We start from the raw sequence: 23,459 nt of genomic DNA, 5'->3' as shown, positions 1-23,459 counted from the left end.
ATGAAACGAGCAAAATACTCCATAATTTGTTTTTAGATAGTTCTTTTAAAAAAATATTTATTTAAAAAGTTGGGGTAACACAAACAACATATGTAGGATTAATGGCTTAGGTGTTTAAGTTAAAATTTAAACATACCAAGTATAATTCATTGTAAAATCTTATTCCATCAAATCAAGATAATTTCTTTTTTCTTATCTTTTAAACAGATTAGTAATAAACTATTCCAGATTGGAATGTTAGGTTATGAAAAAGAGATTAAAAAAAGAGTTAGGGTTGTTTGATGTTTTTGCTATTAGTACAGGAGCTATGTTTAGTTCAGGCTTTTTTTTACTGCCAGGAATAGCATCTCATTATACAGGGGCATCTGTATTTTTGGCCTATATGTTAGCTGGAGTTTTAATACTCCCTTCAATGTTTAGTATTGCAGAGATTTCAACAGCTTTGCCACGATCTGGTGGAGCCTATTTTTTTCTAGATAGAAGCCTCGGTCCTTTAATGGGCACTATAGGAGGTCTTGGAACCTATTTTGCCTTGATGTTAAAGACCGCCTTTGCAATTATAGGTATTGGAGCTTATGCAGCTATATTTTGGGAGGTTCCAACCAAAACTGTAGCGATAGTTGCCACACTGTTTTTTATGGTTTTAAATCTGGTCGGGGCAAAAAAAACCTCTGCATTCCAGAAGGTATTTGTAACATCGCTGCTGGTTATTTTGATTGCTTTTATTGTTGATGGTGTTTATTCAATATGCTTTGGAACCAACATAAGTAAGCAAGCTCTTAATGCTCAGTTCACACCATTTTTGTCTGATGGTGTAGGCGGATTATTTACATCGGCAGGTTTCGTTTTTGTTTCATATTTGGGGCTCACCCAAATCGTAAGTGTTGCTGAAGAAATTAAAAACCCCGAAAAAAATATTCCCTTGGGAATGGTTCTGTCTTTAATTGTAACAGGACTCATTTATGGTTTGGGTGTTTTTATTATGGTTGCCATTATCGATCCAGAAATATTTGCTAAAGAAATGGCACCAGCCGCTGTAGCTGCATCACAAATGTTTAAGTGGCTACCAGATAATGTTGGGGTATTGTTAATGTCCTTAGCAGCGCTTGCCGCATTTGCTTCTACTGGAAATGCAGGTCTTTTATCAGCTTCCCGATATCCTTTTGCAATGGGGCGGGATAAATTGTTGCCAGCCGTTTTGTCTAAAATTGGAGGTAGAGGTACACCCGTAATGGCCATATTCTTAACAACGGCATTTATTATTTTGTTTATCCTGCTTTTGTCAGAAGAAGGCATTGTTAAATTGGCCAGCACATTCCAATTACTCATTTTTATATTCATCAATTTTTCAGTCATTGTTTTTAGGAAAAGTAAAATAGAGTCATACGACCCAGGTTACTTATCACCCTTTTATCCATTTATGCAAATTATTGGAATCGTTATTTCGTTTATACTAATTATTTATTTGGGATGGATGCCTATTCTTTTTACAGCAGGCATTGTTATTATGAGTTTTATTTGGTATCATTTTCATTCTAGGGGAAAAGTAAAACGAGAAGGTGCTATATTTCATTGGTTTGCGATTTTAGGGAAATACCAGTATGATGAATTGGAAAATGAATTAATGACCATTTTAAAAGAAAAAGGGCTTCGCCAGGGAGATCCCTTTGATGAAACGGTGATTAACTCCAAAATAAGTATGCTAAAAAAACCAATAGATATTGATAAGGTTTTAGATAAAGTGTCCAATAATTTTGAAACCGAATTGCAGAAGAATAAAAAAAGTATAAAAGACAAGTTCATGCAGTCTTTATTTGATGATACAGTAATAACCTTGCCTGGGGTTTTGGTTTTTAATGCTAAATATAAAGATGTTTTACACCCTTCCATGCAAATTGTTGTTTCCAAGATGGCTATTTCTGGGGAGATACCAGTAAATAATAGAGAAGAAAAGTTGCCAATACACATTTGTTGTTTCCTAATTAATTCAGACGAAAAACCAAAGCAACAGTTGCGAATGCTGTCTAGGTTGGTTGATATTTTAGAAAGAGATGGGGTCGTAGAAGATCTGATAGCTATGGATAGTCATAGAGAAATAAAGGAATACCTATTGCAAAATGAGAACTTTGTTAGTGTGAAATTGTTAAAAGGTACGTCACAAAGTGATATGATTGGTCGTCAGTTAATGGAAGTGCAGTTGCCTAAAGATGTTTTGGTAGCTTTAATTGAAAGGAAGAATAAGACATTTACACCTAATGGATCTACTCTGTTACAGGAAGACGATATTCTTACTATCGTAGGAGAAACTAAATCCATTTCAAAATTATTTAGGGGATATATTAGTTCTGAAAAGGAAAAATGGTGAAACATTAAGTAAGTACAGGATAAAATGTAATGATTAAAATAGGACTTTACTTGGCAGGTGTAAAATAAAACAATGGTTTCTAAAGCCTTAAAAGCATTCAACTTAGAAATATAAGAATAGTATTGGGCAAAAGAGGTGTGTTTTGGTAAGAGGCTAAGCAACTCTAGTGGTTTTATAATGTTTAGTTTTTTATGCTAAGTTTTGATGGGTTTTTAATAATTTTTCAATTATTTCATTTATTCACAAATAAAATAAATAGGCATTTCTAAAATTTAAAGAACTTTGGGAAACGTTTATCTTTGCAGGCGATTTTAAATAAGCATATTTTAAAATGGCCCAGACTATAAAACATTCAGAATTTGTCTTGATTGGAGGGGGTATCATGAGTGCTACCCTCGCTATTTTACTCTTCGAAAAGTTTCCCGGAAAAAAAATTACCATAATAGAAAAGCTTCCTAAGATGGCAGAGGAAAGTTCAGAGGCATGGAACAATGCAGGAACAGGACATGCGGGTAATTGTGAGCTAAACTACACTCCAGAAAAGAAAGGGGAAATAGATATTAAGAAGGCTATTGAAATTTCGGAACAATTTAAAGAGACATTTAATTTTTGGAAGTACTGTGCCGAAAAAGGGTACATTAATAATTTGTCTAAATGTGTTAATGAGGTTCCTCACGTTAGTTTTGTACAAGGCAAAAAGAATGTTGCCTTTTTAGAGAAACGCTGGCGTATTTTAAAAGAATACCCTCATTTTAGTGGTATGGCGTTTTCTAATAACAAGGATGAAATAAAAGAGTGGTTGCCCTTAATGATGGAAGGACGATCTGATAAGGAAGATATTGCTGCAACTTATTTCAATAATGGATATGATGTAAACTTTGGTGAAATAGCAGATCAGATTTTTCGTTTTTTAGGAAAGCAAAAAAATGTTGAATTGCTAAATAATAGCAATGTTTATAACCTTCAAAAAACAGATAATAAACGTTGGCTCACTACAGTAAAAGGACAGAATGTAGGGAAGCATTGGAAAATTGTTTCCAATTATGTGTTTATAGGTGCCGGCGGAGGTACTCTACCCTTGTTGGATAAAGCAAATATAAAGGAATCTAAAGGTTATGGAGGTTTTCCTATAAGTGGTCTTTGGCTGCGTTGTACAAATCCAGAAATTATAGAAAGACATCATGCCAAAGCGTATGGAAAGGCTAAACGTGGTGCGCCACCAATGTCTGTTCCACATATGGATACACGAGTTATTAATGGACGTAAAGAGTTATTGTTTGGCCCTTTTGCAGGGTTTACGACCAAGTTTTTAAAACATGGCTCCATGTTCGATTTGCCAAGGTCTGTAGAGTTTGATAATATTATGAGTTTATTGGGAGCTGGATATCAAAATTTACCTTTGGTAAAATACTTAATTAAACAAGTACGGCTAACCTTTAAGGACAGAATGGATATGCTTAGGGAGTTTTACCCTAATGCAGATAATGATGACTGGAAAATGGTGGTTGCTGGACAACGAGTTCAAATTATAAAGCGAAACAAGAAAGGGTTTGGTAAGTTGGAGTTTGGTACAGAAATTATTGTTTCCAAAGATAAATCCATTGCAGCTTTATTGGGAGCTTCGCCAGGAGCGTCAACTTCTTATTCTGTGATGAAGCAGGTGATGGCAAAAAGCTTTTAAATAAAAAATGCCCCTATTATTAAATAGAGGCATTTTTATATTTTGATAAACTTGTTAGTAAAGTTCTTTTATCTTTTTGAATTTTTTCTTCCAAAGTTTTAACTCTTCCTTGTGCTTTTTGATGTTGCTGTGAACTTCTTTAACAAGTGGGTTGTCGTCATCTACATTTGTGAAAAACTGCAGGTTATTTTCCAACTGATTTATTTGACTTTTAACTTCAGTTATTTTCTTGCTTATAAACGCACGCTCGTTATCTAAATGCTTAGAGTTATCTTCGTTATTAAGTTGTTCCAGTTTGTTTTCAAACTTAATCATTTCAATTTCACTCTTATCCATTTTTAAGTCTAAAAACAGACTATCCAGTGCTTTATAGAACTTGCCTTCTATATAACGTTTGTCGTAAGGCACTCTACCTATGGCTTTCCAAATTGAAATTTGTTCGTTTATAGTTTCTAAATCCTTAGTTTTATCACCACTTATTTCTATACTTTTAAGGGTGTCAAGCATCTCTTGCTTTTTGCTAAAAGCTTCCAGTTCTTGTTTATTGGCAGCATTTTTATTGGCATGTATCCTATCAAAATAATAATTGCAAGCTTTCTTAAATCGCTTCCAAATCTTGTCGCTGTCCTTACGTGGTACATGGCCAATTTTTTTCCAATCGCTCTGGATTTTTTTCATTAATGGTGTAACAGTTTCAAAATCTTCACTGTCTTTATTGTCCTCGGCAATTTTAATGAGCTCTAATTTTTTTTGAAGATTATTGTATTGATCCTTTTTTAAATCTTTGTAAAAAGCATTCTTTTTTCTATTAAAGTTCCTTACAACTTCCTTAAACTTTGCCCAGGTAGCCTCGTTAACTTTTAAAGGTACTTTTCCAGCATTAAAAAAGGCTTCTCTTAATGCTTCAACTTCTTTAATTTTCTTTTGCCAGCCATTGTGTGAATTTATGTTTTCGTCTGCAATTGCACTTATTTTAGCTATAATCTCTTCTTTCTTTTCAAGATTCTTTTCATAAATCTTATCTATTTCCTTAAAATAAAGCTGTCTCTTATCATTAATCTCTTTCGTGGCTATTTTAAAGCGTTCCCAGATACTTTCACGATGTTCTTTTGCTACTGGCCCCAATTCTTCTTTCCACATTTTATGGAGCTCTTGTAGTTCCCTAAAGGCGTAAAGGATATCATCTTCTTTAGCTAAGGCTTCGGCGCGCTCAATAATTTTTAATTTCTTTTCGAGATTGTGTTTAAAATCCAAATCCCGTAAGTCTCTGTTTAAGTGCAGAAAATCATAGAACATTTCTACATGATGGTGGTAGCTATTCCATGCATTGTTGTATTTGTCTCTAGGTATAGGTCCTGTATTACGCCAGCGTTCTTGTAATTCTTTAAAGTGCTTGTAGGTTGTGTTGATATTTTCCTCAACATTGATTAACCCTTTTAGCTCTTCTATAATTTCAAGCTTTTCTGCTAAGTTCTGCTTTAGGTTTTTTTCTAGATTTTGGTAGTGCTCGTTTAGCTTGTGACGGTATTCTTTATAAGCTTGTTTGTACCTTTTTTGAACAGGTGAGCTATAATAGAAATCTATCTCGTTACCGCCATCATTTATAAATTCGGTCTTTTTTTCGTCTATTAAAGCCTGAAATTTGGACTTGAATTCATTATTTATATGCTGAACATGTGACCTTATGGCTTGAACCTTTTCGTTTCTTAACAGTCTTTCAAGTTCTATGGCCAATGCCTCTAACGACATTTTATCGTATTCTTTTACCTCGATGGTATGTCTGTCTTTGTTACCCTCATCTTCGGCATCTTCTGCATTGGATGCTTCTATTTCATCTAAAACTTCATCGTCATTTTGGGCTTCAGATTTATCGCCTGTGTTGTCTTCAGCTTTGGTAGAGTCGGTATTAGCCTCAACTTCATTTTGCTGTTGCTCTGTTTCCTTTTCTGAAGTATGGGCATCTTCGGTATTTTCGGCATTGGAAGTTTCAGTTTCACCTAAAACCTCCCCATTATCATGGGCTTCAGGTTTATCGACAGTATGGTCTTCGGCTTTAGCAGAATTGGTATTAACTTCAACTTCATTTTGCTGTTGCTCTGTTTCCTTTTCTGAAGTATCGACATCTTCGGTATTTTTGGCATTGGAAGCTTCAGTTTCACCTAGAACTTCCCCATTATCATGGGCTTCAGGTTTATCGACAGTATGGTCTTTGGCTTTAGTAGAATCGGTATTAGCCTCAACTTCATTTTGTTGTTGCTCTGTTTCCTTTTCCGAAGTTTCGGTATTTGAAATAGGGCTATCTGCAACCTCTTGGTTACTGACTTCTGTGTGGGCCTCTTTTTTAATTTCTTGTTCTCCTTCTGCTTTTTGCAGGTTATCAATCTCAGACATTTTAAAAATGTTTAGGGTCGTTAAATAAATGTTTTTAAAGTAAAAAATACCATTCTAGAGTATGGTAAATACAAACAATAATAGGTATAAATATACTAACTACCTAAGGATTTACAAAGCAAAGCATTGGATTAAGTATGTAAAACACACGATTTTAAGGCGAACTCCATATAGACCAAGATTTTTCTGCCTGTAATTCCAGCATTTTTTGACCATTACAAATGGTTGCACCATTGGCCTTGCCCCGTTTTAAAAAGGTGGTTTCTTCTGGATTATAGATTAAGTCATATAAAACATGGTCTTTGGTGATGGCATGATATGGAATACTAGGGCAGTCTTCTATATTTGGGAAAGTGCCTAAAGGGGTGCAGTTTATAATGATTAAGTGCTGTTTTATAATGGTTTCGGTTAAATCGGTATAGGTGAAACTTACATGCTCTGAAGCCTTTCTTGAAACATATTTATAAGAGATGCCTAACTTTTTTAAGCTATATGCTATCGCTTTACTGGCACCTCCTGTGCCTAAAATTAAAGCCGATTTATGTTTAGGGTTTAATAAGGGACTAAGGGATTTTTCAAAACCATAACAATCGGTATTGTGGCCAATAAGTTTGCCGTCATTGGTGATTTTGATTGTATTTACAGCCCCTATTTCTTCGGCTTTTTTGTCTAACTTATCCAAAAACGGGATGACTTCTTGTTTGTAGGGTATCGTTACGTTTAGTCCTTTTAAGTTAGGATTGGCCTTTATTGTTGAAGGCAATAAATCGATATGCTCTAAATCGAAATTTTCATAACTATAATCTGAAATGCCTTCCCTTTCAAATTTACTTTTAAAATATGCTCTTGAAAAGGAGTAAGATATGTTTTTTCCTAAAAGGCCTAATTTATGCATTGTATTTTCTTGTTTTTGCGCCATAAGCTTCCAAAGCTAGAACAATTACAATCCCCAATAGAATAAATAAAACGGCATATAGTGTTTCTTGGTTTAATTCGGGAATGTAACGTTGGTAGTTTTCAATTATTTTTTTTCCGGTTGAATCGAATATTAACTCACCACTTTCATTGTGTTTATATATGGTCTCTTTCCAGGGCCATACTACGCCTAATGAACCAATAATAAACCCAATAATCGTTGAAAGTGTAATGCTCTTATAATGCTTTAAAATATAACTTAACAGATGGGAAAATGTTACCAATCCTGTTACAGAACCTAATGTGAAGACGGCTAGAACCTTTAGCATTTTTATACGTTCATGGTTTTCTATAAAAGAAAAGTTGCCTCCTAATATTTCATAAAATGTATCGTAAAGCGCATTTACCGAGTCGACCAATAATAACACATAATTACCCAATAGAATAAGAATGAACGATCCCGAAAACCCTGGGAGCGTCATGCCCGAAACACTTATAATACCACAAAAGAACACAAACCAAAGATTGTCATTTTCTTTTGCAGGACTCAGAAAGCTAATGCTTAAACCAAGGATAATTCCAATAGTCAATGCTGTATAGGTTTTGTAGTTCCAATCTCTAAAATCTTTGTTTATGTAATAGATAGAGCCTATAATCATACCAAAAAATACGCTCCACACGTATAGTTCATAATGAAATATAAGGTAGTCTAAGAGCTTGGAAACGCTAAAATAACTCACTATCATGCCCAGGAATAGCAAGAGCAGAAAGCGTCCGTTTATATAATTGAAACAGCTTTTGTAGCGACGGTTAATGAGCAATAAAAAGGCTTTTCGGTTTATCTTTTGAAGCGAATAAATAAACTCTTCGTAAAACCCAGCAACAAATGCCACAACGCCTCCAGAAACACCAGGAACCTTATTGGCGGCACCCATGCCCAACCCTTTAAGGACGAGAAAAATTTTATCGGTAAGTGTTCTGGTACTTTCCATTTAAACGTTTTTATTGCCTAATTTTTCTAAACTAAAAATAGTTAAAAAACCAACGACCATTAATAGTATGGCAAATAGCAATTGGTTGTCTCCGTTAAATGAAAACGGGGAGATGCTTTTTTGTAATAAAGGAGCCTTTATACCTTTGGAGTTGGTGTGCCATGTAAGGGTTTCTTTCCAGGGCCAAACTTTATTTAAAGACCCAAAAATAAAACCTGTTAACAAGGCTAGGGTGATATTATGATAGTGCTTAAAGAGCCATTTTAAAACATGGCTAAAACTTAAAAGCCCTATTGCTGCCCCAGCTACAAAGACTAGAATTTTTTTTATGTCGAAATCGTGTAGAGCATCACTTAGTGTTTTATAGGCCCCTAAAATAATAAGTATAAAAGATCCAGAAATGCCTGGCAAGATCATCGCACAAATAGCTACAGCTCCAGCGAAAAACAAAAACCATAGGTGGTCGTTTGTTCCTAGCGAAGGCAATTGACTCACATAAAAGGCAATACCTGCTCCAATGATTAAAGCTACTACAACGGGGATATTCCATAGCTTTATTTGCTTGCCAACAAAATAAATACTGGCTACAATAAGCCCGAAAAAGAAAGACCAAATTAAAATGGGATGGTGTTCCAATAAGTATTTAGCAAGCCTCATAAAACTTACAAAACTTACAATGATGCCTAATAACAGGGCCAATAAAAAGTTGCCGTTCAGTGCTTTCCAAAATGGGACTAGCCCTTTTTTGAAAAGCGTTTTAAAAAGAGATGGATTTACATTGCTTATGGTTGTAATGAGTTCTTCGTAAATGCCAGAGATAAAAGCAATGGTTCCTCCTGAAACTCCTGGTACGGCATCGGCGGCACCCATGGCGATACCTTTCAGGGATATGATTAAATAGTCAGCTAATCGTCTTTGCATATTTTGGTTTTTAGCAAAAATCAAAGATATGTATTTTAGACTAAGAACAGTTTAAAGATTGGTTTTTAGCAGATTTTTAACTTGAATTTTATTAGTGACCTCTGGAAAGAGTTCGTCTATAATGAAGGCGTATTCTTTGTTGTAACGAAGTCCATTTTTAAGATGGAACGAACCTTTGTCATTTTCATTTAAAACAAAAAACAATCCTGCCAAGCGGTATTCCAATTCTGCGTTTTCTGGGTAAAATTCAATGGCTTGTTCGAAGTTGTAAACCGATGCTTCCAGTTCGCCCAATTTAATAAGCAAATCACCTCTTGAAAGCCATGTGTTTAATTCGTAATTACCAAGTTCCAAGGTTTTTTTATAGCCGCGTTCTGCTTCTTCAAAAAAGTTTAATCGATGGTTTATTTGGGCGTATAGTTTCCAATAGGTCACATTTTCAGAATCTATGTTAATGGCCTTATTGATATAGTGTAGTGCTTTTTGGTAATTTTTGTTCTTATTGTAAAATTTTGTTATTGCTATCCAGCCTTTATCCAATAAAGGGTCTTCATGGACTGTTTTATAGTAATATTGAACGGCAAGTTCGTTATTGTTCAATTTTTCATAGCAACTTCCTATTCGTAATAAAGCAAAGGATGTTGGGTCGTCCAGTTTAAGCGTTATATTGTAGTTCTCAATGGCTTCGTCGTAGCGTTTTAGTTTTTCTAAAACTTTACCGCGTTCTAAATAAGCCCCAACAAAAGTATCATCAGAAATAATGGCAAAATCGAAAGCCGCTAACGCTTTCCGGTACTTTTTGAGTTCGAGGTATTGTTTGCCCAATTGGTGCCATGCCACTTCACAATAGGGATTTTTGTCTAAGAATATGTTTAGATATTCTATGGCATCTTGGTTTTGATTAAGAAAGTCAAAACAGTAAATGATGTTATAAAGCGCCGCGTAATCTTGTAGGTCTTCTTCGAGACACTTCATAAAGTAGGTCTTGGCATTTTCAAATTCATCTAAAAATAGATACTCCATACCTATTAGCGAATAAATGTCTACCACATCGTCTGTAAGGTCCAAGGCTTTTTTTAGAACATTAATGGCTTTTTTATGTTCGTCTTTTTTCGATAAAATATTCGCTTTTTGGATATAAATTTCTTCATTAGCCGGATCTATACTGTACAATGTATTGAGTAGTTCGTCTGCTTCAATTAGCTTGTCTTCAAACACAAATACTTCAACTTTAAACAATTTCAGGTTTATGGAAGTAGGGTGTTGGTCTAACCCTAGTTTAATGGCCTTTTTGGCTAGGGCTATCTTACCGTGATTAAGGTAGTGGTGGATAATGTTTTCAAATTCTTCTGAGTCAAAAAACAACACATGGTTTGTTTTTAACATCGATTCGAATTTTGATAGTGGCAAGTTGTTGTTGTCGTCTTGACTAAACTCCATAGGCACGATAGTAAAGTTCTACCTCAATAAATTTAAGGTTCTATTCTTTTTTTTAGGGTGAATTCAACAAATGTTTTTAACAAAGTAATGAACATTTTTGAGGCTATTGCTTTAATGTGATGTGTTTTTAGTTGATATTCAATGGGTTGAAATCTATTCGATGTTGTTTAATATATCAATAATGATGCCACAGCCTTTCGTTATTTCTTCGTTTGTGATCGTTAAAGGTGGGGTAATACGTACTGCTCTGGTTTCAAAAAGTAACCAAAACAAGATAAGTCCGTGTTTTTGGGCTTCGATAATGAGTTGATCGGCAATAGCTTTTGAAGGCATGATTAAAGCCAGCATTAAACCAATGCCACGTATTTCTTTAATGAGTGGGTGCTTTAACTGCTTTCTAAACAATTTTTCTTTTTCTAGGCTTTGTGCCATTAAATCGCTATTCGTTATTTCTTGAAGCGTTGCTAATGCAGCAGCAGCAATAACAGGGTGTCCTCCAAAAGTAGTAATATGCCCCAGTTTTGGATGGTTTTGTAGCGAGTCCATTAGTACGCTAGATGCCGTAAAGGCACCAATTGGCATGCCACCGCCAAGGCCTTTGCCCGTAACCAAAATATCGGGAGCGCAATTGTAATGCTCAAAACCAAATAGTTTCCCAGTCCTGCCAATACCTGGCTGGATTTCATCCAATATAAGTAGGGTGCCCGTTTGGTCGCAACGGCTTCTAACGGCTTCTAGATACCCATCTTTGGGCTCAATAAAACCTGCACCTCCTTGTATGGTCTCTAAAATAATGCAAGCTGTATTTTGGGTGATATGCTCTAAATCGGTTTTATTATTGAACTCGATGAACCTTACATGGGGAATAAGCGGGCGAAAGGCTTGTTTGCGTTCCTCAAACCCCATCACGCTCATGGCTCCCATAGTATTGCCATGGTAGGCCTGTTTTGCAGCGATTACCTCACTTCTTCCCGTAGCACGCTTTGCTAATTTTATGGCGCCTTCTATGGCTTCTGTTCCCGAATTGGTTAAATAAGTCTTTTCTAAATGGCTGGGTAGGTTTTTAGCTAATAGTTTGGTGAGTTGTACGGCTGGTTCCTGTATGTATTCACCATATACCATAACATGCATGTAGCGGTCTAATTGATTTTTTATAGCCTGTACTACTTTGGGGTGGTTGTGCCCTAGTGGACAAGCCGAAACTCCGGAAACAAAGTCTAAATGAGCTGTATTGTTGCTGTCATAGACATAGGATCCAGAAGCATGGGAGATTTCCATGCCTATGGGGTGAGGGGTTGTTTGGGCTTGGTATTTAAAGAAATCGGATTTCATAGCTTAACTACTTGGGAACCTTTTTTAGGTCTTTGGGTTTTCTTTTGTCCTTTACATCTTGAGGCAGATTTCTAGAGGCCTTACCTTCATCTTCTGCAGTTGAGGTAGACTCTTCGTCTGCTTTTTCAATACGCTCCATCATGTCTTCATCAAAAAAGTCTTCTTGTGGCTTATAGTCTTCCAGCCCTTTTATTTTAGGTAATTCAAAAGGAAGATCGTCTTTAAACAAATCGTCTATACTTAAGGGGCGTTCTTCCTCTCGCCAATCGAAGCCTTTTAGCAATTTTTCATTTTCTGGAAACATAGATTCAGGATGGATTGTTCCATCCACTTGATTAAGCTTTCTAACTTCATCAATTTCCCTATCGGATATAAAAATTTGAATACTCCCCGATTTGGATTTGTCAATACCCACCAGCTCATTGTTTTCATTACGCATGTAATAAATAGATTGCGCATTTTTTAGGATGTCTACATGGTAAAGTTCATTGTCGTCATTAAAGAGCCCTATTAATTTTTTGCCATTTATTTGATTGTATCCAGCATCTAAGGTGTCTTTGCTTATTACAAAAGCATTATCGAACACAATAAGCGAATCTATTTTTTCGGTTTCAGGATTCGATTTTAAATGAATGGTGTCTCCTGTTATTTGATTTTTAATATTCCATAAAATGGGTTTGTGCTTAACGGCAAATGGATCGTTATTTGAAAGCTTCGAAATATTGATCATTTGTGTTAATCCTGTAGCGTGATTAACGTGAATGGAATCTGCTTTGCCACTCATATTCGATTTAAAGAGCCTTACATTTCTAAAGGCCCTGGTAATTCGTTTTTCGGGCTTTCCTGTTACCATTAAGGTGTCGGCGTGAATGTAAATGGAATCTTTTTCCTGTAGTGTTGCTACTAGGGCGCGCTTGGTTATAAATACAGAATCTTTGGCTTTGTAAACTTCGGCATAATGGCCGGTAACCACACTATTATTAATGGTGTCTGTTACTTTTATATGGTTGGTGGCCGATGCAAAGTTGGTATTGTTGTCGAAATATAAGCTGTCGCCTTCAACAATGCGGTTGTCGTAATCTATTTTAGCCTTTTTAACAGCGTAGCCTATTTTAAGTTCGGTATTGTAAAAGCCTCTTTCGCAATAGGTTTTACTTTCCGGTGTTGTGATAGTGGAGGGGCCATAAAGGTAGGCATGGCCAGTATCTTCGTAAAAGTCGAAAAAATTGGTGTTAATGGTGGATTCTTTATTAACCAGAACCACATCATCGATGAACTTATATTTTTTTAAGTTCATGTAGTACCTACCTATTTTACTGGTAATGGTTCCCGAGGTATCTTTAACCACGGTGCCACCAGTTCTATAATAGGCCTGTTGCTTTATACGGTCGAAGTAAAGTGTGTCTGTTTTTAGTTCGGAATCTGGGGTTGTTAGGATCACGTGGCCACTAGCAAAGGCGAGTTGTGTTTTGCCACTGTACTCCACATATTTAGCATCCATGGTAATGGTGTCGCTTTCTATCATTTTTACATTACCATAGGCCTCTATAAAGTTGTCGGCTTTATATTGTATGGCTCTGTCGCACCACAAAGAAATACTTTCGTGGGTAATGTGTACTTGGCCACTGTCATCTCGGGTTATAATTGTAGCACCAGGGAATTTTTCTTCATCTGTATTTAAAAATCCAGCTTGTTGAATTTCTATCCGCTTTTTTTGTTGGGCTTCTATAGAAAACATAGAAATAAGGCCAAGCAGTATGAGTATAGGAAGTTTATATGATGTATTCAAATTATAATAGTTTGTAGCAAAAATAGCGATAATATTAATGTTTCGATATACTGGAACAAAAAACGCTCCAAAATAGTTTTTGGAGCGTTCATTTATGAAATATAATAGGGTTATCCTCTAAAAATGGTCTGCTTTCTATCCGGTCCAACCGAAACAATGGTAATTGGAATCTCTAATTCTTTTTCCAAGAAATCAATATAATCGTTAAGGGCTTTTGGTAATTGTGAAGCTTCAGACATCGTTGTTAAATCTTCATCCCAACCTGAAAACTCAGTATAAATAGGTTGTACATTTTCTGGCTCGATATTATAAGGTAAGTGTTCAATAATATCACCTTTATAATTATAAGCGGTACAAATCTTTAATGTTTTAAAACCAGAAAGTACATCGCCTTTCATCATCATGAGTTGGGTAACACCATTTACTTGACAAGCGTATTTTAACGCTACTAAATCTAACCAACCACAACGTCTTGGACGTCCTGTAGTGGCGCCAAATTCATGACCTACTTTGGCCATAGTAGCACCATCTTCATCAAATAGTTCGGTAGGGAAAGGCCCAGAACCAACGCGTGTGGTATAAGCTTTAAAAATACCGAATACTTCTCCAATTTTATTAGGAGAAACACCCAGGCCAGTACATGCCCCGGCAGCTGTGGTGTTACTTGAGGTTACAAACGGATAGGTTCCAAAATCAATATCCAATAACGAACCTTGCGCACCTTCTGCCAAAATGGTTTTACCAGACTTTTGGGCCTGGTAGATGTATTCTTCAGAATCTATAAAGGTTAGTGATTTTAGAACATCTACGGCTTTAAAGAATTCAGCCTCCAGTTCTTCTAAGTTGTATTCAATCTCAACATTGTAATAAGCTATCATGGACTCGTGCTTATCGGCTAGTGCTCTGTAACGTTCTTTCCAATCGCTTAGTTCCAAATCGCCAACACGAATACCATTCCTACCGGTTTTGTCCATATAAGTTGGCCCGATACCTTTTAGGGTAGAGCCTATTTTAGCCTTTCCTTTAGAGGCTTCGCTAGCGGCATCCAATAATCTGTGGGTAGGTAAAATGATATGGGCTTTACGGGAAATAAGTAATGATTTTCTATAATCGACACCCTGCTCATCTAATTTGTCTAATTCGCCTTTAAAAATAACGGGATCGATAACCACCCCATTACCAACTAAATTGATGGCATCATCATGGAAAATGCCCGAGGGTATGGTGTGTAAAACATGTTTTTTTCCATTAAACACTAAAGTGTGACCAGCATTTGGTCCTCCTTGAAAACGTGCAATAATGTTGTAGTTGGAGGTGAGTACATCAACAATTTTTCCTTTGCCCTCGTCTCCCCATTGTAATCCTAGTAGTAAATCTACTGCCATTGTAAAGTTATTAGTTAATTAGTGGTTGTCCCGTCCTGATCCTTATCCGGTGATACGGGAGATTTTCTGTTTCCGTAAAAATAAAGTGAGTGAGTGTTAATTTCGATATCAAAAACCTCTTCAATTGTTTTTTTTATAGATTGGATCCTAGGGTCACAAAATTCTATAACTTCACCAGTATCGGTTAAGATAACATGGTCGTGTTGCTTATCGAAATAAGATTTTTCATAATGTGCTTGGTTTTGACCGAATTGGTGTTTTCTAACCAAACCACATTCTAAAAGCAGTTCAATGGTATTATAGAGTGTTGCCCTGGAAACGCGATATTTCTTATTCTTCATACTTAAGTATAAAGACTCGATATCGAAGTGTTCGTTATGATTGTATATTTCCTGAAGTATAGCGTAACGCTCCGGTGTTTTTCGGTGACCGTTAGCTTCTAAAAAGCCGGTAAAGACATTTTTTACAATGTCCTGATTTTTAGTCTCAGAATTCGTGCTCATAATTTCGTGGCAAATTTACATTTTTTTACACTCTTTTAACCTTATCGATGCCATTAATTTTTTTAAGTTTTTCTAACAACTTTTTTAACATGGTATTGTTCTTAACAACGGCATTGATTCTACCTGAAAATAAGCCGTCGTCTGTTTCGAAATTAAGGCTTTTCATATTAACATGCATGTTTGAGGAAATTATTTGTGTAATTTCATTAACAAGCCCCAAGTGATCGATACCGGAAACCTCTATTTTTACTAAGAACTCCTGTTGTGTTGAGTCTATCCATTTGGCTTGGATTATTCTGTAAGCGTAATTGGATTGTAGGCTTAACGCATTAGGGCAATTTTTTTTGTGCACCTTTATACCTTCAGAAACTGTAAGGAAACCAAACACTTCATCGCCAGGAATGGGATTACAGCAATTGGCTAATTTATAATCCAGCTTTTCTTCTTCTTTGCCAAAAACAAGTAGGTCGTATTTTGCGGTAACCTCGTCTTTTTCTATATCTTCCTTGCTAATTGTTGGCTTACGTGAAATTTTATTTTTTATATAGCTAACAAAAGCATTGCTCCTAGAGGCTGCATAATCTTTTAGCATGGTATTGTCTATGGAGCCAATACCAACACGGTAAAATAGGTCGAGACTTGTTTTAAGCTTAAAATAGCGTACCAAATCATTTACGGTTTGCTCGCTAAGGTTAATTTTAAGTTGCCTTAATTTTCGTCTTAAAATTTCTTTGCCGTCTAGGCCTATTAGTTTTTTATCTTCTTTTAAAGCCGATTTAATTTTACTTCGTGCTCTCGCCGTTGTTGCATAATCTAGCCAGTTGGCTGTTGGTTTGGCAATTTCAGAAGTTAGTATATCTACTTGGTCACCACTATGTAACATATGGCTTAAGGGAACCAATTTGCCATTAACCTTAGCGCCACGGGTTCTCATGCCCACTTCGGTATGTATGCTAAAGGCAAAGTCTAAAGCTGTTGCTCCTTTGGGTAACGATTTTAGTTCACCTTTTGGGGTAAATACAAATATTTCCTGTGAATATAGGTTGAGCTTAAATTGCTCTACAAAATCTACAGCATTAAGGTGTGGGTTTTCAAGGGCCTCTTGTAAGCGATTGATCCAGTTCTCTAGACTGTCCTCTTTTTCATCTGATTGCTTATACTTGTAGTGTGCTGCATAACCTTTTTCGGCAATTTCATTCATCCGTTCACTGCGTATCTGTACTTCAACCCATCTGCCTTTAGGGCCCATTACTGTTATGTGAAGGGCTTCATAACCAGTCGATTTTGGTGATGAAATCCAGTCGCGTAATCTGGTAGGGTTAGGACGAAAATGATCAGTTACAATTGAATAAATTTTCCAGGCCAAGAATTTTTCGTTTATTTCATCGCTGCTATAAATGATTCTAATGGCAAACTTATCGTACACCTCGTCAAAGGAAACGCCTTGTTTTACCATTTTCCTTCTAATGGAAAAAATAGATTTAGGACGTCCTTTTATGGTGTAGCTCATGTTTTCTTTGTCCAAAGAATTTTTAATGACTGAGCTAAACTGTTCTATGTACAGATCCTGTTCTTCCTTGCTTTCCTTTATTTTATTTAAAATATCATTGTAAACTTCAGGTTCGGTGTACTTTAATCCAAGGTCTTCGAGTTCTGTTTTTATATTGTAGAGCCCTATTCTGTGGGCCAGAGGGGCATAGATGTATAGTGTTTCAGAAGCTATTTTAACTTGTTTGTCCGGGCGCATGGCGTCCATGGTTTGCATGTTATGTAACCGGTCTGCTATTTTTATAATAATTACCCTAACATCGTCATTTAATGTTAAGAGCATTTTTCTGAAATTCTCGGCCTGTAAAGAAACATCCATGTCCTGTTCTTTACTTAAGGAAGAGATTTTAGTGAGCCCATTTACAATTTTAGCAATGGTTTCACCAAAAAGTTGCTCAATATCGTCAATAGAATAATCTTCATTGTCTTCAACAACATCGTGTAGTAGAGCGGCAGCAATTGAGGTGGCATCCAGACCTATTTCCTGGGCCACTATTTTAGCAACGGCAATGGGGTGGAATATGTAGGCTTCACCAGATTTCCTGCGCTGGTCTTTGTGTCCATCCAATGCAATATCAAAAGCCTTGCGTATCAATTTTTTATCGTCTCTGGATAGTGTTCGATAGCTAACCTTAAGTAATTCTTTATAAGCTTTTGTAATGGCTAAATTCTCTTTTTCTATGGCTTCTTCGGTCATCATATATTAAAGGTAGCATAAAGTTAAATAACAGGCAACCCTTTTTTGTTTTTTAAATAGTTGTTGTATTTAGAAAGGTAATGAGCTGTGAAATGGCTTTGCCACGATGGCTTATCTTGTTTTTTGTGCCTAAATCCATTTGTGCAAAAGTTTGGTCGTAACCTTTGGGTTTAAAAACTGGATCGTAACCAAAACCTTTGCTGCCTAGTTTGTTATTAATTATTTCACCTTTGCAAATACCCGTAAATATATGGGTTTGGTTGTTTAAGTGTAAGGCAATTACGGTTTTGAATTGTGCCTTTCTGTTCTCATGCTGGTTTAAGTTGAGAAGTAGTTTGTCCATATTGTCACCGTCATTGCGATGGTCGCCAGCATAACGTGCCGAAAACACGCCTGGAGCACCACTAAGAGCTTCAACTTCCAATCCAGTATCGTCTGCAAAGCAGTCGTAGTTATAGTTTGCTTTTATATAGTCTGATTTCTGTCTAGCGTTGCCCTCAATGGTGCTTTGGGTTTCGGGAATGTCCTCAAAGCATCCAATATCCTTTAGGCTTAAAAGTTTAATGTTTGACGGTAACAACGCTTGAACTTCTTTTATTTTATTCAAATTATTTGTAGCGAAAACAAGTTTTGTCAAAATTAATGGTTTTAGGTTTTAATAGTATTGTGTTTAAGATTAGGGTAAATAATCTTAATACGCTGCTAATTTCCGATAAAAATATTACGTATCTTTAAAACAACAAGATTTTTGATGTCATAAAAACTAAATATTCCAGCCAATGAAACCAATTGTCATTTTTGTTTTTCTCGTTATAATGACTTCTTGCAAAAATAAGGAAGAGTCACCAACATATTTAGGGATTGTTGATTTTGAAGTTACAGGAAAAGCACAAGCCCTTCAGCTTTTTGAAAAGGGGTTGTTGTTGCTGCATAGTTTTGAATATCAAGATGCAAGAGAGGCTTTTGTAGAGGCGCAAAAATTAGACGCTAATATGGCTATGGCCTATTGGGGGGAAGCCATGACCTATAATCATAGCCTTTGGCGGGAGCAAGACTATCAAGATGGTGTTGCTGCTGTTGAAAAGATAGATCTAATAAATGCAACTGGGTTAAATCCTGTGGAAAAAGACCTGTTGGAAGCTATAAAAATACTGTATAAGCCAAAAACCCCAAAAAATGAACGGGATAAGAGTTATATGGCGTTCATGAAATCGTTATATGATAAATATCCCGACCAGAATGAAATAGCAGCTTTTTATGCCTTATCCCTATTGGGATCGGTTTCAGAGGGAAGAAATGATTCCATTTATGGAGAAGGCGCAACGGTTGCCAATAAAATTCTAGAAAAAAATGCGAAGCACCCAGGAGCGCTACATTATTTAATACATTCTTATGATGACCCTAAGCATGCGCACTTGGCGCTAGATGCGGCGAACTCTTATGCAAAGGTAGCGCCAGATGCCAGCCATGCCTTGCATATGCCATCACATATTTATGTTGCCCTGGGAATGTGGGATAAGGTGGTTGCTTCTAATATAGATTCTTATGGAGCGAGTTTAAAAAGAATGCGCGATAAAGGGTTGGATAATGATGCCCGTGGCTATCATGCTTACCACTGGTTAGAGTATGGATATTTACAAAAGGAACAGGTGGAAGAAGCCGAAAAAATGGTCTGGGACATGCAAAAATACTGTAAAGAAAAACCATCTAAAAGGGCAAGAGCACACCTTTTGTTTTTAAAAGGAACTTTTCTTGCTGAGACAGATCTCTGGGGCCATGCTATAGCAAACGTAGAGATTGATATAACGGGGATGAACATTTCGGTTAAAGCCCAAAATTATTTTATTGAGGGCATGAAAGCTTTCAAGAATAAAGAAGTAGGAACATTAAATAAAATAATTGGCGGTTTGGAAGGTGAGATAAAGCAGGAATCGCTTTTAGTTGATAATATAAGTAATGGAGGCAGTTTATGTGCGTCGTCCGAGAGATCGCTTCCCAATAGAACGGATGTTAAACGTGCTGAAGTTATGAATACGCAGTTATTGGGACTTGCGGCCTGGTTGAAAGAAGAGCTTGATGTGGCCGAACAATTTTTCAAGACCTCTGTAGACCTAGAAGATAATGTCCCTTATAGCTACGGCCCGCCAGATATATTAATGCCAACAAAAGAATTGTATGCTAAATTCCTAAACTTACAGGGCAGGCCACAAGAGGCGTTAGCTCTTTATAAAGCGGCATTGGCAAGAGGGCCTAAAAGGTTAATTCCGTTAAAAGGAATAGAGGAAACTACAAAATTAATGGCTTCTTCAAATTTAGTTAAAAGCCAAATTTAAAACTGTAAGTAATTAGTGCGCATGGCTAACATCATCTTTGCAGATGGTTTTTAGGGCAAATGGCAAGCCACCGCGCTTTCCGCTATAGTTTTTTAAAATTTTTGGAATTTTAAAAAAGCTGCCGCTCCAATCGCTTTTGCGGTAGTTTGGTCGTTAGTTGTTAGTTGATTTCTAACCTCTAATTTTCAATCTCTATTGTTCAATATCATACAGTTCTTGGCTGGCTTTTCAATTCCTTTAATCGTAAGAATTAAATCTGTAGCTCATATCCAATAATTATAGGCTAAATCCGAGCAGCTGTAATTTTTTATATCTTTTTTATGATTTTTGTTAGAAGCCCCTTTTTTAAATTTTGCTATTTTAGAGTATTATTTTAACAGATTAAAAAGAACGAACTATGACGATTAACATTCAATACGTTCATATGCTAACCAGTGAAGCCATGAACACTTATGTAACAGAAAAATTAAATAAACTTAACCAAAAATACGATTGGATCATCAATGCCGAAGTCCATTTTGAAATAGAGCATAACGACAACGAAAATGGAAAAATCTGTAAAATTGAATTAAGTGCCCCAGGGCCTCGATTATTTGCAACTTCAAACGAAAGCACATTCGAAAATGCTGTTAAGAAAACCATTAAGGACTTAGAAATACAGTTGAAAAAGAGGAAACATGTTTTTGTAAAACATTAACGGTGGTGGTAAGGTTCATTTCGTAAAATGGTGAACCCGCGATACAATTGTTCTATAAAGAACAAACGTATCATTTGATGGGAAAACGTCATTTTAGATAAGGCTATTTTTTCGTTGGCGCGTTGGTAGATTTCTTGAGAAAAACCATAAGGGCCACCAATAACGAAAATAAGTTGCTTTATACCAGAGTTCATATGTTTCTGTAAATATTTAGAAAATGAAACGGAGCTGAATTGCTGTCCGTTTTCATCTAATAAAACTAAAACGTCTGAAGGGGTAATATGGTTTAAAATGAGTTTTCCTTCCTTATCTTTTTGTTGTTCTTCGGTTAGGTTTTTAGCATTTTTTATATCGGGAATGATGTCGAAAGAAAATTTGATATAAAAGCCCAAACGTTTGGTGTAGTCCTCTATTAAAGCGATAAGTTGCTTGTTGTCAGTTTTTCCAATGGCTATTAGTTTTATTCTCATTAGGCAAAATTAAGATTTACGTTTTCCTTTGCGGTATTAAACTATATAAAATTTAAAAAATAGCTAAATGTAAAATATTATTTCGTCAATCAATTTCTTATTTTAGCATCAAACTTTTAGATTATGATTACACAAGAACACTTTGATTCAGAAGTAAGACGCATAATTACTAGTGCTATAAATGAAGATGTAGGCGATGGAGATCATAGCTCGTTGGCGTGCATACCCGAAAATGCAAGAGGAAAAGCTAAGCTGTTGGTTAAGGACAAAGGGGTTATAGGAGGGGTTAATTTTGCTAAAAAAGTTTTTGCTTATGTAGATAAGAGTTTAAAAATTGATGTCCTTATTGAAGATGGTACAGAGGTGACCTTTGGTGATATTGTAATGTATGTTGAAGGGCCTTCACAATCCATATTAAAAGCCGAGCGCACGGTTTTAAACGCCATGCAGCGTATGAGTGCCATTGCCACAAAAACAAAGCTATATGTCGATTTGGTGAAAGGCACTAAAACAAAAATTTTGGATACCAGAAAAACCACGCCGGGTATTCGTGTTTTGGAAAAGTGGGCCGTAAAAATTGGAGGCGGTGAAAACCACAGATTTGCCTTGTACGACATGATCATGCTAAAAGACAATCATATCGATTTTGCTGGAGGTATTACCAAAGCCATTGAAACCACTAAGCAGTATTTAAAAGAAACCGAAAAGGACTTGCTTATTATGGTAGAAGCTAGAAATTTGCTAGAGGTTGAAGAGATATTGCGAAACGATGGTATTCACAGAATTTTATTAGATAATTTCGATTATGAAGATACTCGAAAAGCTGTAAAGTTAATAGGGGATAAATGCCTTATTGAATCCTCCGGAAACATTAATGAAACTACCATTAGGCATTATGCGGAGTGTGGTGTTAATTATATTTCATGCGGTGCTTTAACCCATTCGGTTTATAATATGGACTTGAGTCTAAAAGCGGTTAAATAATTGTTCGTTGAAGCATTTGTTGGTTGTTTTTTGTATAAATTGCATATATAAATTTAGCCAAAACAAATAGTATTTTAATGACTAAGCCTATAGAAGATAATCTTGATAAAATTCCTGTGTTAAATGTTTTGGTTCGCTTTTTTAAGCAAATAAAACTACCGGGTCTTGAAGGATTGTCTTTTTACGATTTGCTTGAACTGTACATAACAGGAATAGTAAAAGGGGCTTTAACAACACGGGCCAGTGCCATTGCATTTAGTTTCTTTACAGCATTGTTTCCTTTTTTGTTGTTTGTTATAATTGTTATTCCAGAAATTCCTATAGATAGTTTTCAAGAGGACTTCATGAATTTTTTAACCTCGTTTTTGCCACCTAGCACTTCCGATTTTTTCTTCGATAACATCTTTAAAAATATTGAAAACTCCAAACGGGGCGGATTGTTGTCTTCGGTTTTTGTGTTGTCCATCGCTTTAATGGCTAATGGGGTAAATGCTATTTTTTCTGGATTCGAAAACTCCTATCATGAACAATTAACCAGAAATGTGTTTAAGCAGTATTTGTATGCTTTGGGTATTGCTTTAATATTGGCCTTCTTACTTATTATTACCATTGTGGTTTTGGGATATTTTCAAATTTATGTAGTACAAGAATTGGTAGATGCGCTAAATAGTACAGGCTATGTAGAGCCAGACACTGTGTTTTGGTACGGTATCGCTAAGTATGTGTTTTTCGTTGTCATGGTTTATATGGCTACCGCCACATTATATTATTTTGGTACAAGGGAAGGAAAAGAGTCTAAATTTTTTTCAATAGGGGCTTTGTTTACCACCCTACTCATTATTTTAACGTCTTACCTGTTTGGTATTTACATTGAAAATTTTGGTCAGTATAATAAATTGTATGGATCTATTGGGGCGTTGTTAATCCTGCTATTTTATTTATGGCTCAATGCTAATATTTTATTGTTGGGCTATGAACTTAATGTGTCTTTAAATACACTTCGCAAAAGAAGATAG

At 35.9% G+C, this 23,459-nt stretch carries 18 protein-coding genes; 6 read left to right on the top strand and 12 right to left on the bottom strand.

What is annotated here, in order from left to right:
* Positions 1-244: 244 nt before the first annotated feature.
* A complete protein-coding gene (locus MR062_RS15795) occupies positions 245-2,365 on the top strand; it encodes an amino acid permease (RefSeq protein ID WP_242206024.1) in 2,121 nt (706 codons plus the stop codon).
* A 331-nt stretch (positions 2,366-2,696) separates the two neighbouring features.
* Entirely contained in the window at positions 2,697-4,046 is a 1,350-nt protein-coding gene (gene mqo, locus MR062_RS15790; RefSeq protein WP_242206023.1) for a malate dehydrogenase (quinone), read from the top strand.
* A gap of 54 nt (positions 4,047-4,100) precedes the next feature.
* Here mqo and MR062_RS15785 read toward each other — a convergent pair whose 3' ends face one another.
* The 11 genes from MR062_RS15785 to MR062_RS15735 form a co-directional block, all read right to left on the bottom strand.
* Complete coding sequence (locus MR062_RS15785; protein WP_242206022.1) at positions 4,101-6,437, bottom strand: DUF349 domain-containing protein; 2,337 nt, start codon at positions 6,435-6,437, stop codon at positions 4,101-4,103.
* Between the two features lie 154 nt (positions 6,438-6,591).
* Positions 6,592-7,332 (bottom strand): shikimate dehydrogenase family protein, encoded by a 741-nt coding sequence (locus MR062_RS15780; RefSeq protein ID WP_242206021.1) that lies wholly within the window; start codon positions 7,330-7,332, stop codon positions 6,592-6,594.
* Positions 7,325-8,344, bottom strand: a complete 1,020-nt coding sequence (locus tag MR062_RS15775; RefSeq protein WP_242206020.1) for a DUF368 domain-containing protein — start codon at positions 8,342-8,344, stop codon at positions 7,325-7,327. The genes MR062_RS15780 and MR062_RS15775 overlap by 8 nt, the downstream gene beginning before the upstream one ends.
* On the bottom strand, positions 8,345-9,265 hold the full coding sequence (locus MR062_RS15770; RefSeq protein ID WP_242206019.1) for a DUF368 domain-containing protein: 921 nt from the start codon (positions 9,263-9,265) through the stop codon (positions 8,345-8,347). It abuts the gene before it with no gap.
* Between the two features lie 51 nt (positions 9,266-9,316).
* Positions 9,317-10,705, bottom strand: a complete 1,389-nt coding sequence (locus MR062_RS15765) for a tetratricopeptide repeat protein (RefSeq protein WP_242206018.1) — start codon at positions 10,703-10,705, stop codon at positions 9,317-9,319.
* Positions 10,706-10,858: 153 nt separating this feature from the next.
* The gene (locus tag MR062_RS15760; RefSeq protein ID WP_242206017.1) at positions 10,859-12,037 is read right to left on the bottom strand and encodes an aspartate aminotransferase family protein; all 1,179 of its coding nucleotides are present in this window, start codon (positions 12,035-12,037) and stop codon (positions 10,859-10,861) included.
* Positions 12,038-12,044: 7 nt separating this feature from the next.
* On the bottom strand, positions 12,045-13,826 hold the full coding sequence (locus MR062_RS15755) for an OstA-like protein (protein WP_317235860.1): 1,782 nt from the start codon (positions 13,824-13,826) through the stop codon (positions 12,045-12,047).
* Between the two features lie 110 nt (positions 13,827-13,936).
* Positions 13,937-15,211 (bottom strand): adenylosuccinate synthase, encoded by a 1,275-nt coding sequence (locus MR062_RS15750; protein WP_242206015.1) that lies wholly within the window; start codon positions 15,209-15,211, stop codon positions 13,937-13,939.
* 14 nt (positions 15,212-15,225) lie between these two features.
* Positions 15,226-15,714, bottom strand: a complete 489-nt coding sequence (locus MR062_RS15745; RefSeq protein ID WP_242206013.1) for a Fur family transcriptional regulator — start codon at positions 15,712-15,714, stop codon at positions 15,226-15,228.
* 25 nt (positions 15,715-15,739) lie between these two features.
* Positions 15,740-17,959, bottom strand: coding sequence for a RelA/SpoT family protein (locus tag MR062_RS15740; protein WP_242206066.1), 2,220 nt, complete (start codon positions 17,957-17,959; stop codon positions 15,740-15,742).
* Positions 17,960-18,011: 52 nt separating this feature from the next.
* Positions 18,012-18,596, bottom strand: coding sequence for a non-canonical purine NTP diphosphatase (locus tag MR062_RS15735; protein WP_242206012.1), 585 nt, complete (start codon positions 18,594-18,596; stop codon positions 18,012-18,014).
* A gap of 142 nt (positions 18,597-18,738) precedes the next feature.
* On the opposite strand from MR062_RS15735, the gene MR062_RS15730 reads away from it, so the two are divergent.
* Both MR062_RS15730 and hpf read left to right on the top strand, forming a co-directional pair.
* Positions 18,739-20,292 carry a tetratricopeptide repeat protein gene (locus tag MR062_RS15730; protein WP_242206010.1) on the top strand — a complete coding sequence of 518 codons (1,554 nt, stop codon included), beginning with the start codon at positions 18,739-18,741 and terminating at the stop codon, positions 20,290-20,292.
* Between the two features lie 397 nt (positions 20,293-20,689).
* Entirely contained in the window at positions 20,690-20,989 is a 300-nt protein-coding gene (gene hpf, locus MR062_RS15725) for a ribosome hibernation-promoting factor, HPF/YfiA family (protein ID WP_242206008.1), read from the top strand.
* Here hpf and rlmH read toward each other — a convergent pair.
* On the bottom strand, positions 20,986-21,459 hold the full coding sequence (rlmH, locus tag MR062_RS15720; protein WP_242206002.1) for a 23S rRNA (pseudouridine(1915)-N(3))-methyltransferase RlmH: 474 nt from the start codon (positions 21,457-21,459) through the stop codon (positions 20,986-20,988). The genes hpf and rlmH overlap by 4 nt on opposite strands.
* 123 nt (positions 21,460-21,582) lie before the next feature.
* Here rlmH and nadC point away from each other — a divergent pair, with 123 nt between their 5' ends.
* The gene (nadC, locus tag MR062_RS15715) at positions 21,583-22,443 is read left to right on the top strand and encodes a carboxylating nicotinate-nucleotide diphosphorylase (RefSeq protein WP_242206000.1); all 861 of its coding nucleotides are present in this window, start codon (positions 21,583-21,585) and stop codon (positions 22,441-22,443) included.
* A 77-nt stretch (positions 22,444-22,520) separates the two neighbouring features.
* Positions 22,521-23,459 (top strand): YihY/virulence factor BrkB family protein, encoded by a 939-nt coding sequence (locus tag MR062_RS15710; RefSeq protein ID WP_242205998.1) that lies wholly within the window; start codon positions 22,521-22,523, stop codon positions 23,457-23,459.

This window comes from Aestuariivivens insulae, assembly GCF_022662195.1.
Classification (GTDB): Bacteria; Bacteroidota; Bacteroidia; order Flavobacteriales; family Flavobacteriaceae; genus Aestuariivivens; species Aestuariivivens insulae.
The sequence above is the reverse complement of the archived record's forward strand: the minus strand, read 5'-3'. Positions and strand labels throughout refer to the sequence as shown.

What these genes read in the sequence shown, in the direction of transcription:
- MR062_RS15780 (WP_242206021.1), bottom strand. Translation starts at nt 7,332, where the DNA reads ATGCATAAATTAGGCCTTTTAGGAAAAAACATATCTTACTCCTTTTCA.
- MR062_RS15745 (WP_242206013.1), bottom strand. Translation starts at nt 15,714, where the DNA reads ATGAGCACGAATTCTGAGACTAAAAATCAGGACATTGTAAAAAATGTC.
- MR062_RS15795 (WP_242206024.1), top strand. Translation starts at nt 245, where the DNA reads ATGAAAAAGAGATTAAAAAAAGAGTTAGGGTTGTTTGATGTTTTTGCT.
- MR062_RS15785 (WP_242206022.1), bottom strand. Translation starts at nt 6,437, where the DNA reads ATGTCTGAGATTGATAACCTGCAAAAAGCAGAAGGAGAACAAGAAATT.
- rlmH (WP_242206002.1), bottom strand. Translation starts at nt 21,459, where the DNA reads ATGAGAATAAAACTAATAGCCATTGGAAAAACTGACAACAAGCAACTT.
- MR062_RS15740 (WP_242206066.1), bottom strand. Translation starts at nt 17,959, where the DNA reads ATGACCGAAGAAGCCATAGAAAAAGAGAATTTAGCCATTACAAAAGCT.
- nadC (WP_242206000.1), top strand. Translation starts at nt 21,583, where the DNA reads ATGATTACACAAGAACACTTTGATTCAGAAGTAAGACGCATAATTACT.
- mqo (WP_242206023.1), top strand. Translation starts at nt 2,697, where the DNA reads ATGGCCCAGACTATAAAACATTCAGAATTTGTCTTGATTGGAGGGGGT.
- MR062_RS15730 (WP_242206010.1), top strand. Translation starts at nt 18,739, where the DNA reads ATGAAACCAATTGTCATTTTTGTTTTTCTCGTTATAATGACTTCTTGC.
- MR062_RS15760 (WP_242206017.1), bottom strand. Translation starts at nt 12,037, where the DNA reads ATGAAATCCGATTTCTTTAAATACCAAGCCCAAACAACCCCTCACCCC.
- hpf (WP_242206008.1), top strand. Translation starts at nt 20,690, where the DNA reads ATGACGATTAACATTCAATACGTTCATATGCTAACCAGTGAAGCCATG.
- MR062_RS15710 (WP_242205998.1), top strand. Translation starts at nt 22,521, where the DNA reads ATGACTAAGCCTATAGAAGATAATCTTGATAAAATTCCTGTGTTAAAT.
- MR062_RS15775 (WP_242206020.1), bottom strand. Translation starts at nt 8,344, where the DNA reads ATGGAAAGTACCAGAACACTTACCGATAAAATTTTTCTCGTCCTTAAA.
- MR062_RS15750 (WP_242206015.1), bottom strand. Translation starts at nt 15,211, where the DNA reads ATGGCAGTAGATTTACTACTAGGATTACAATGGGGAGACGAGGGCAAA.
- MR062_RS15765 (WP_242206018.1), bottom strand. Translation starts at nt 10,705, where the DNA reads ATGGAGTTTAGTCAAGACGACAACAACAACTTGCCACTATCAAAATTC.
- MR062_RS15770 (WP_242206019.1), bottom strand. Translation starts at nt 9,265, where the DNA reads ATGCAAAGACGATTAGCTGACTATTTAATCATATCCCTGAAAGGTATC.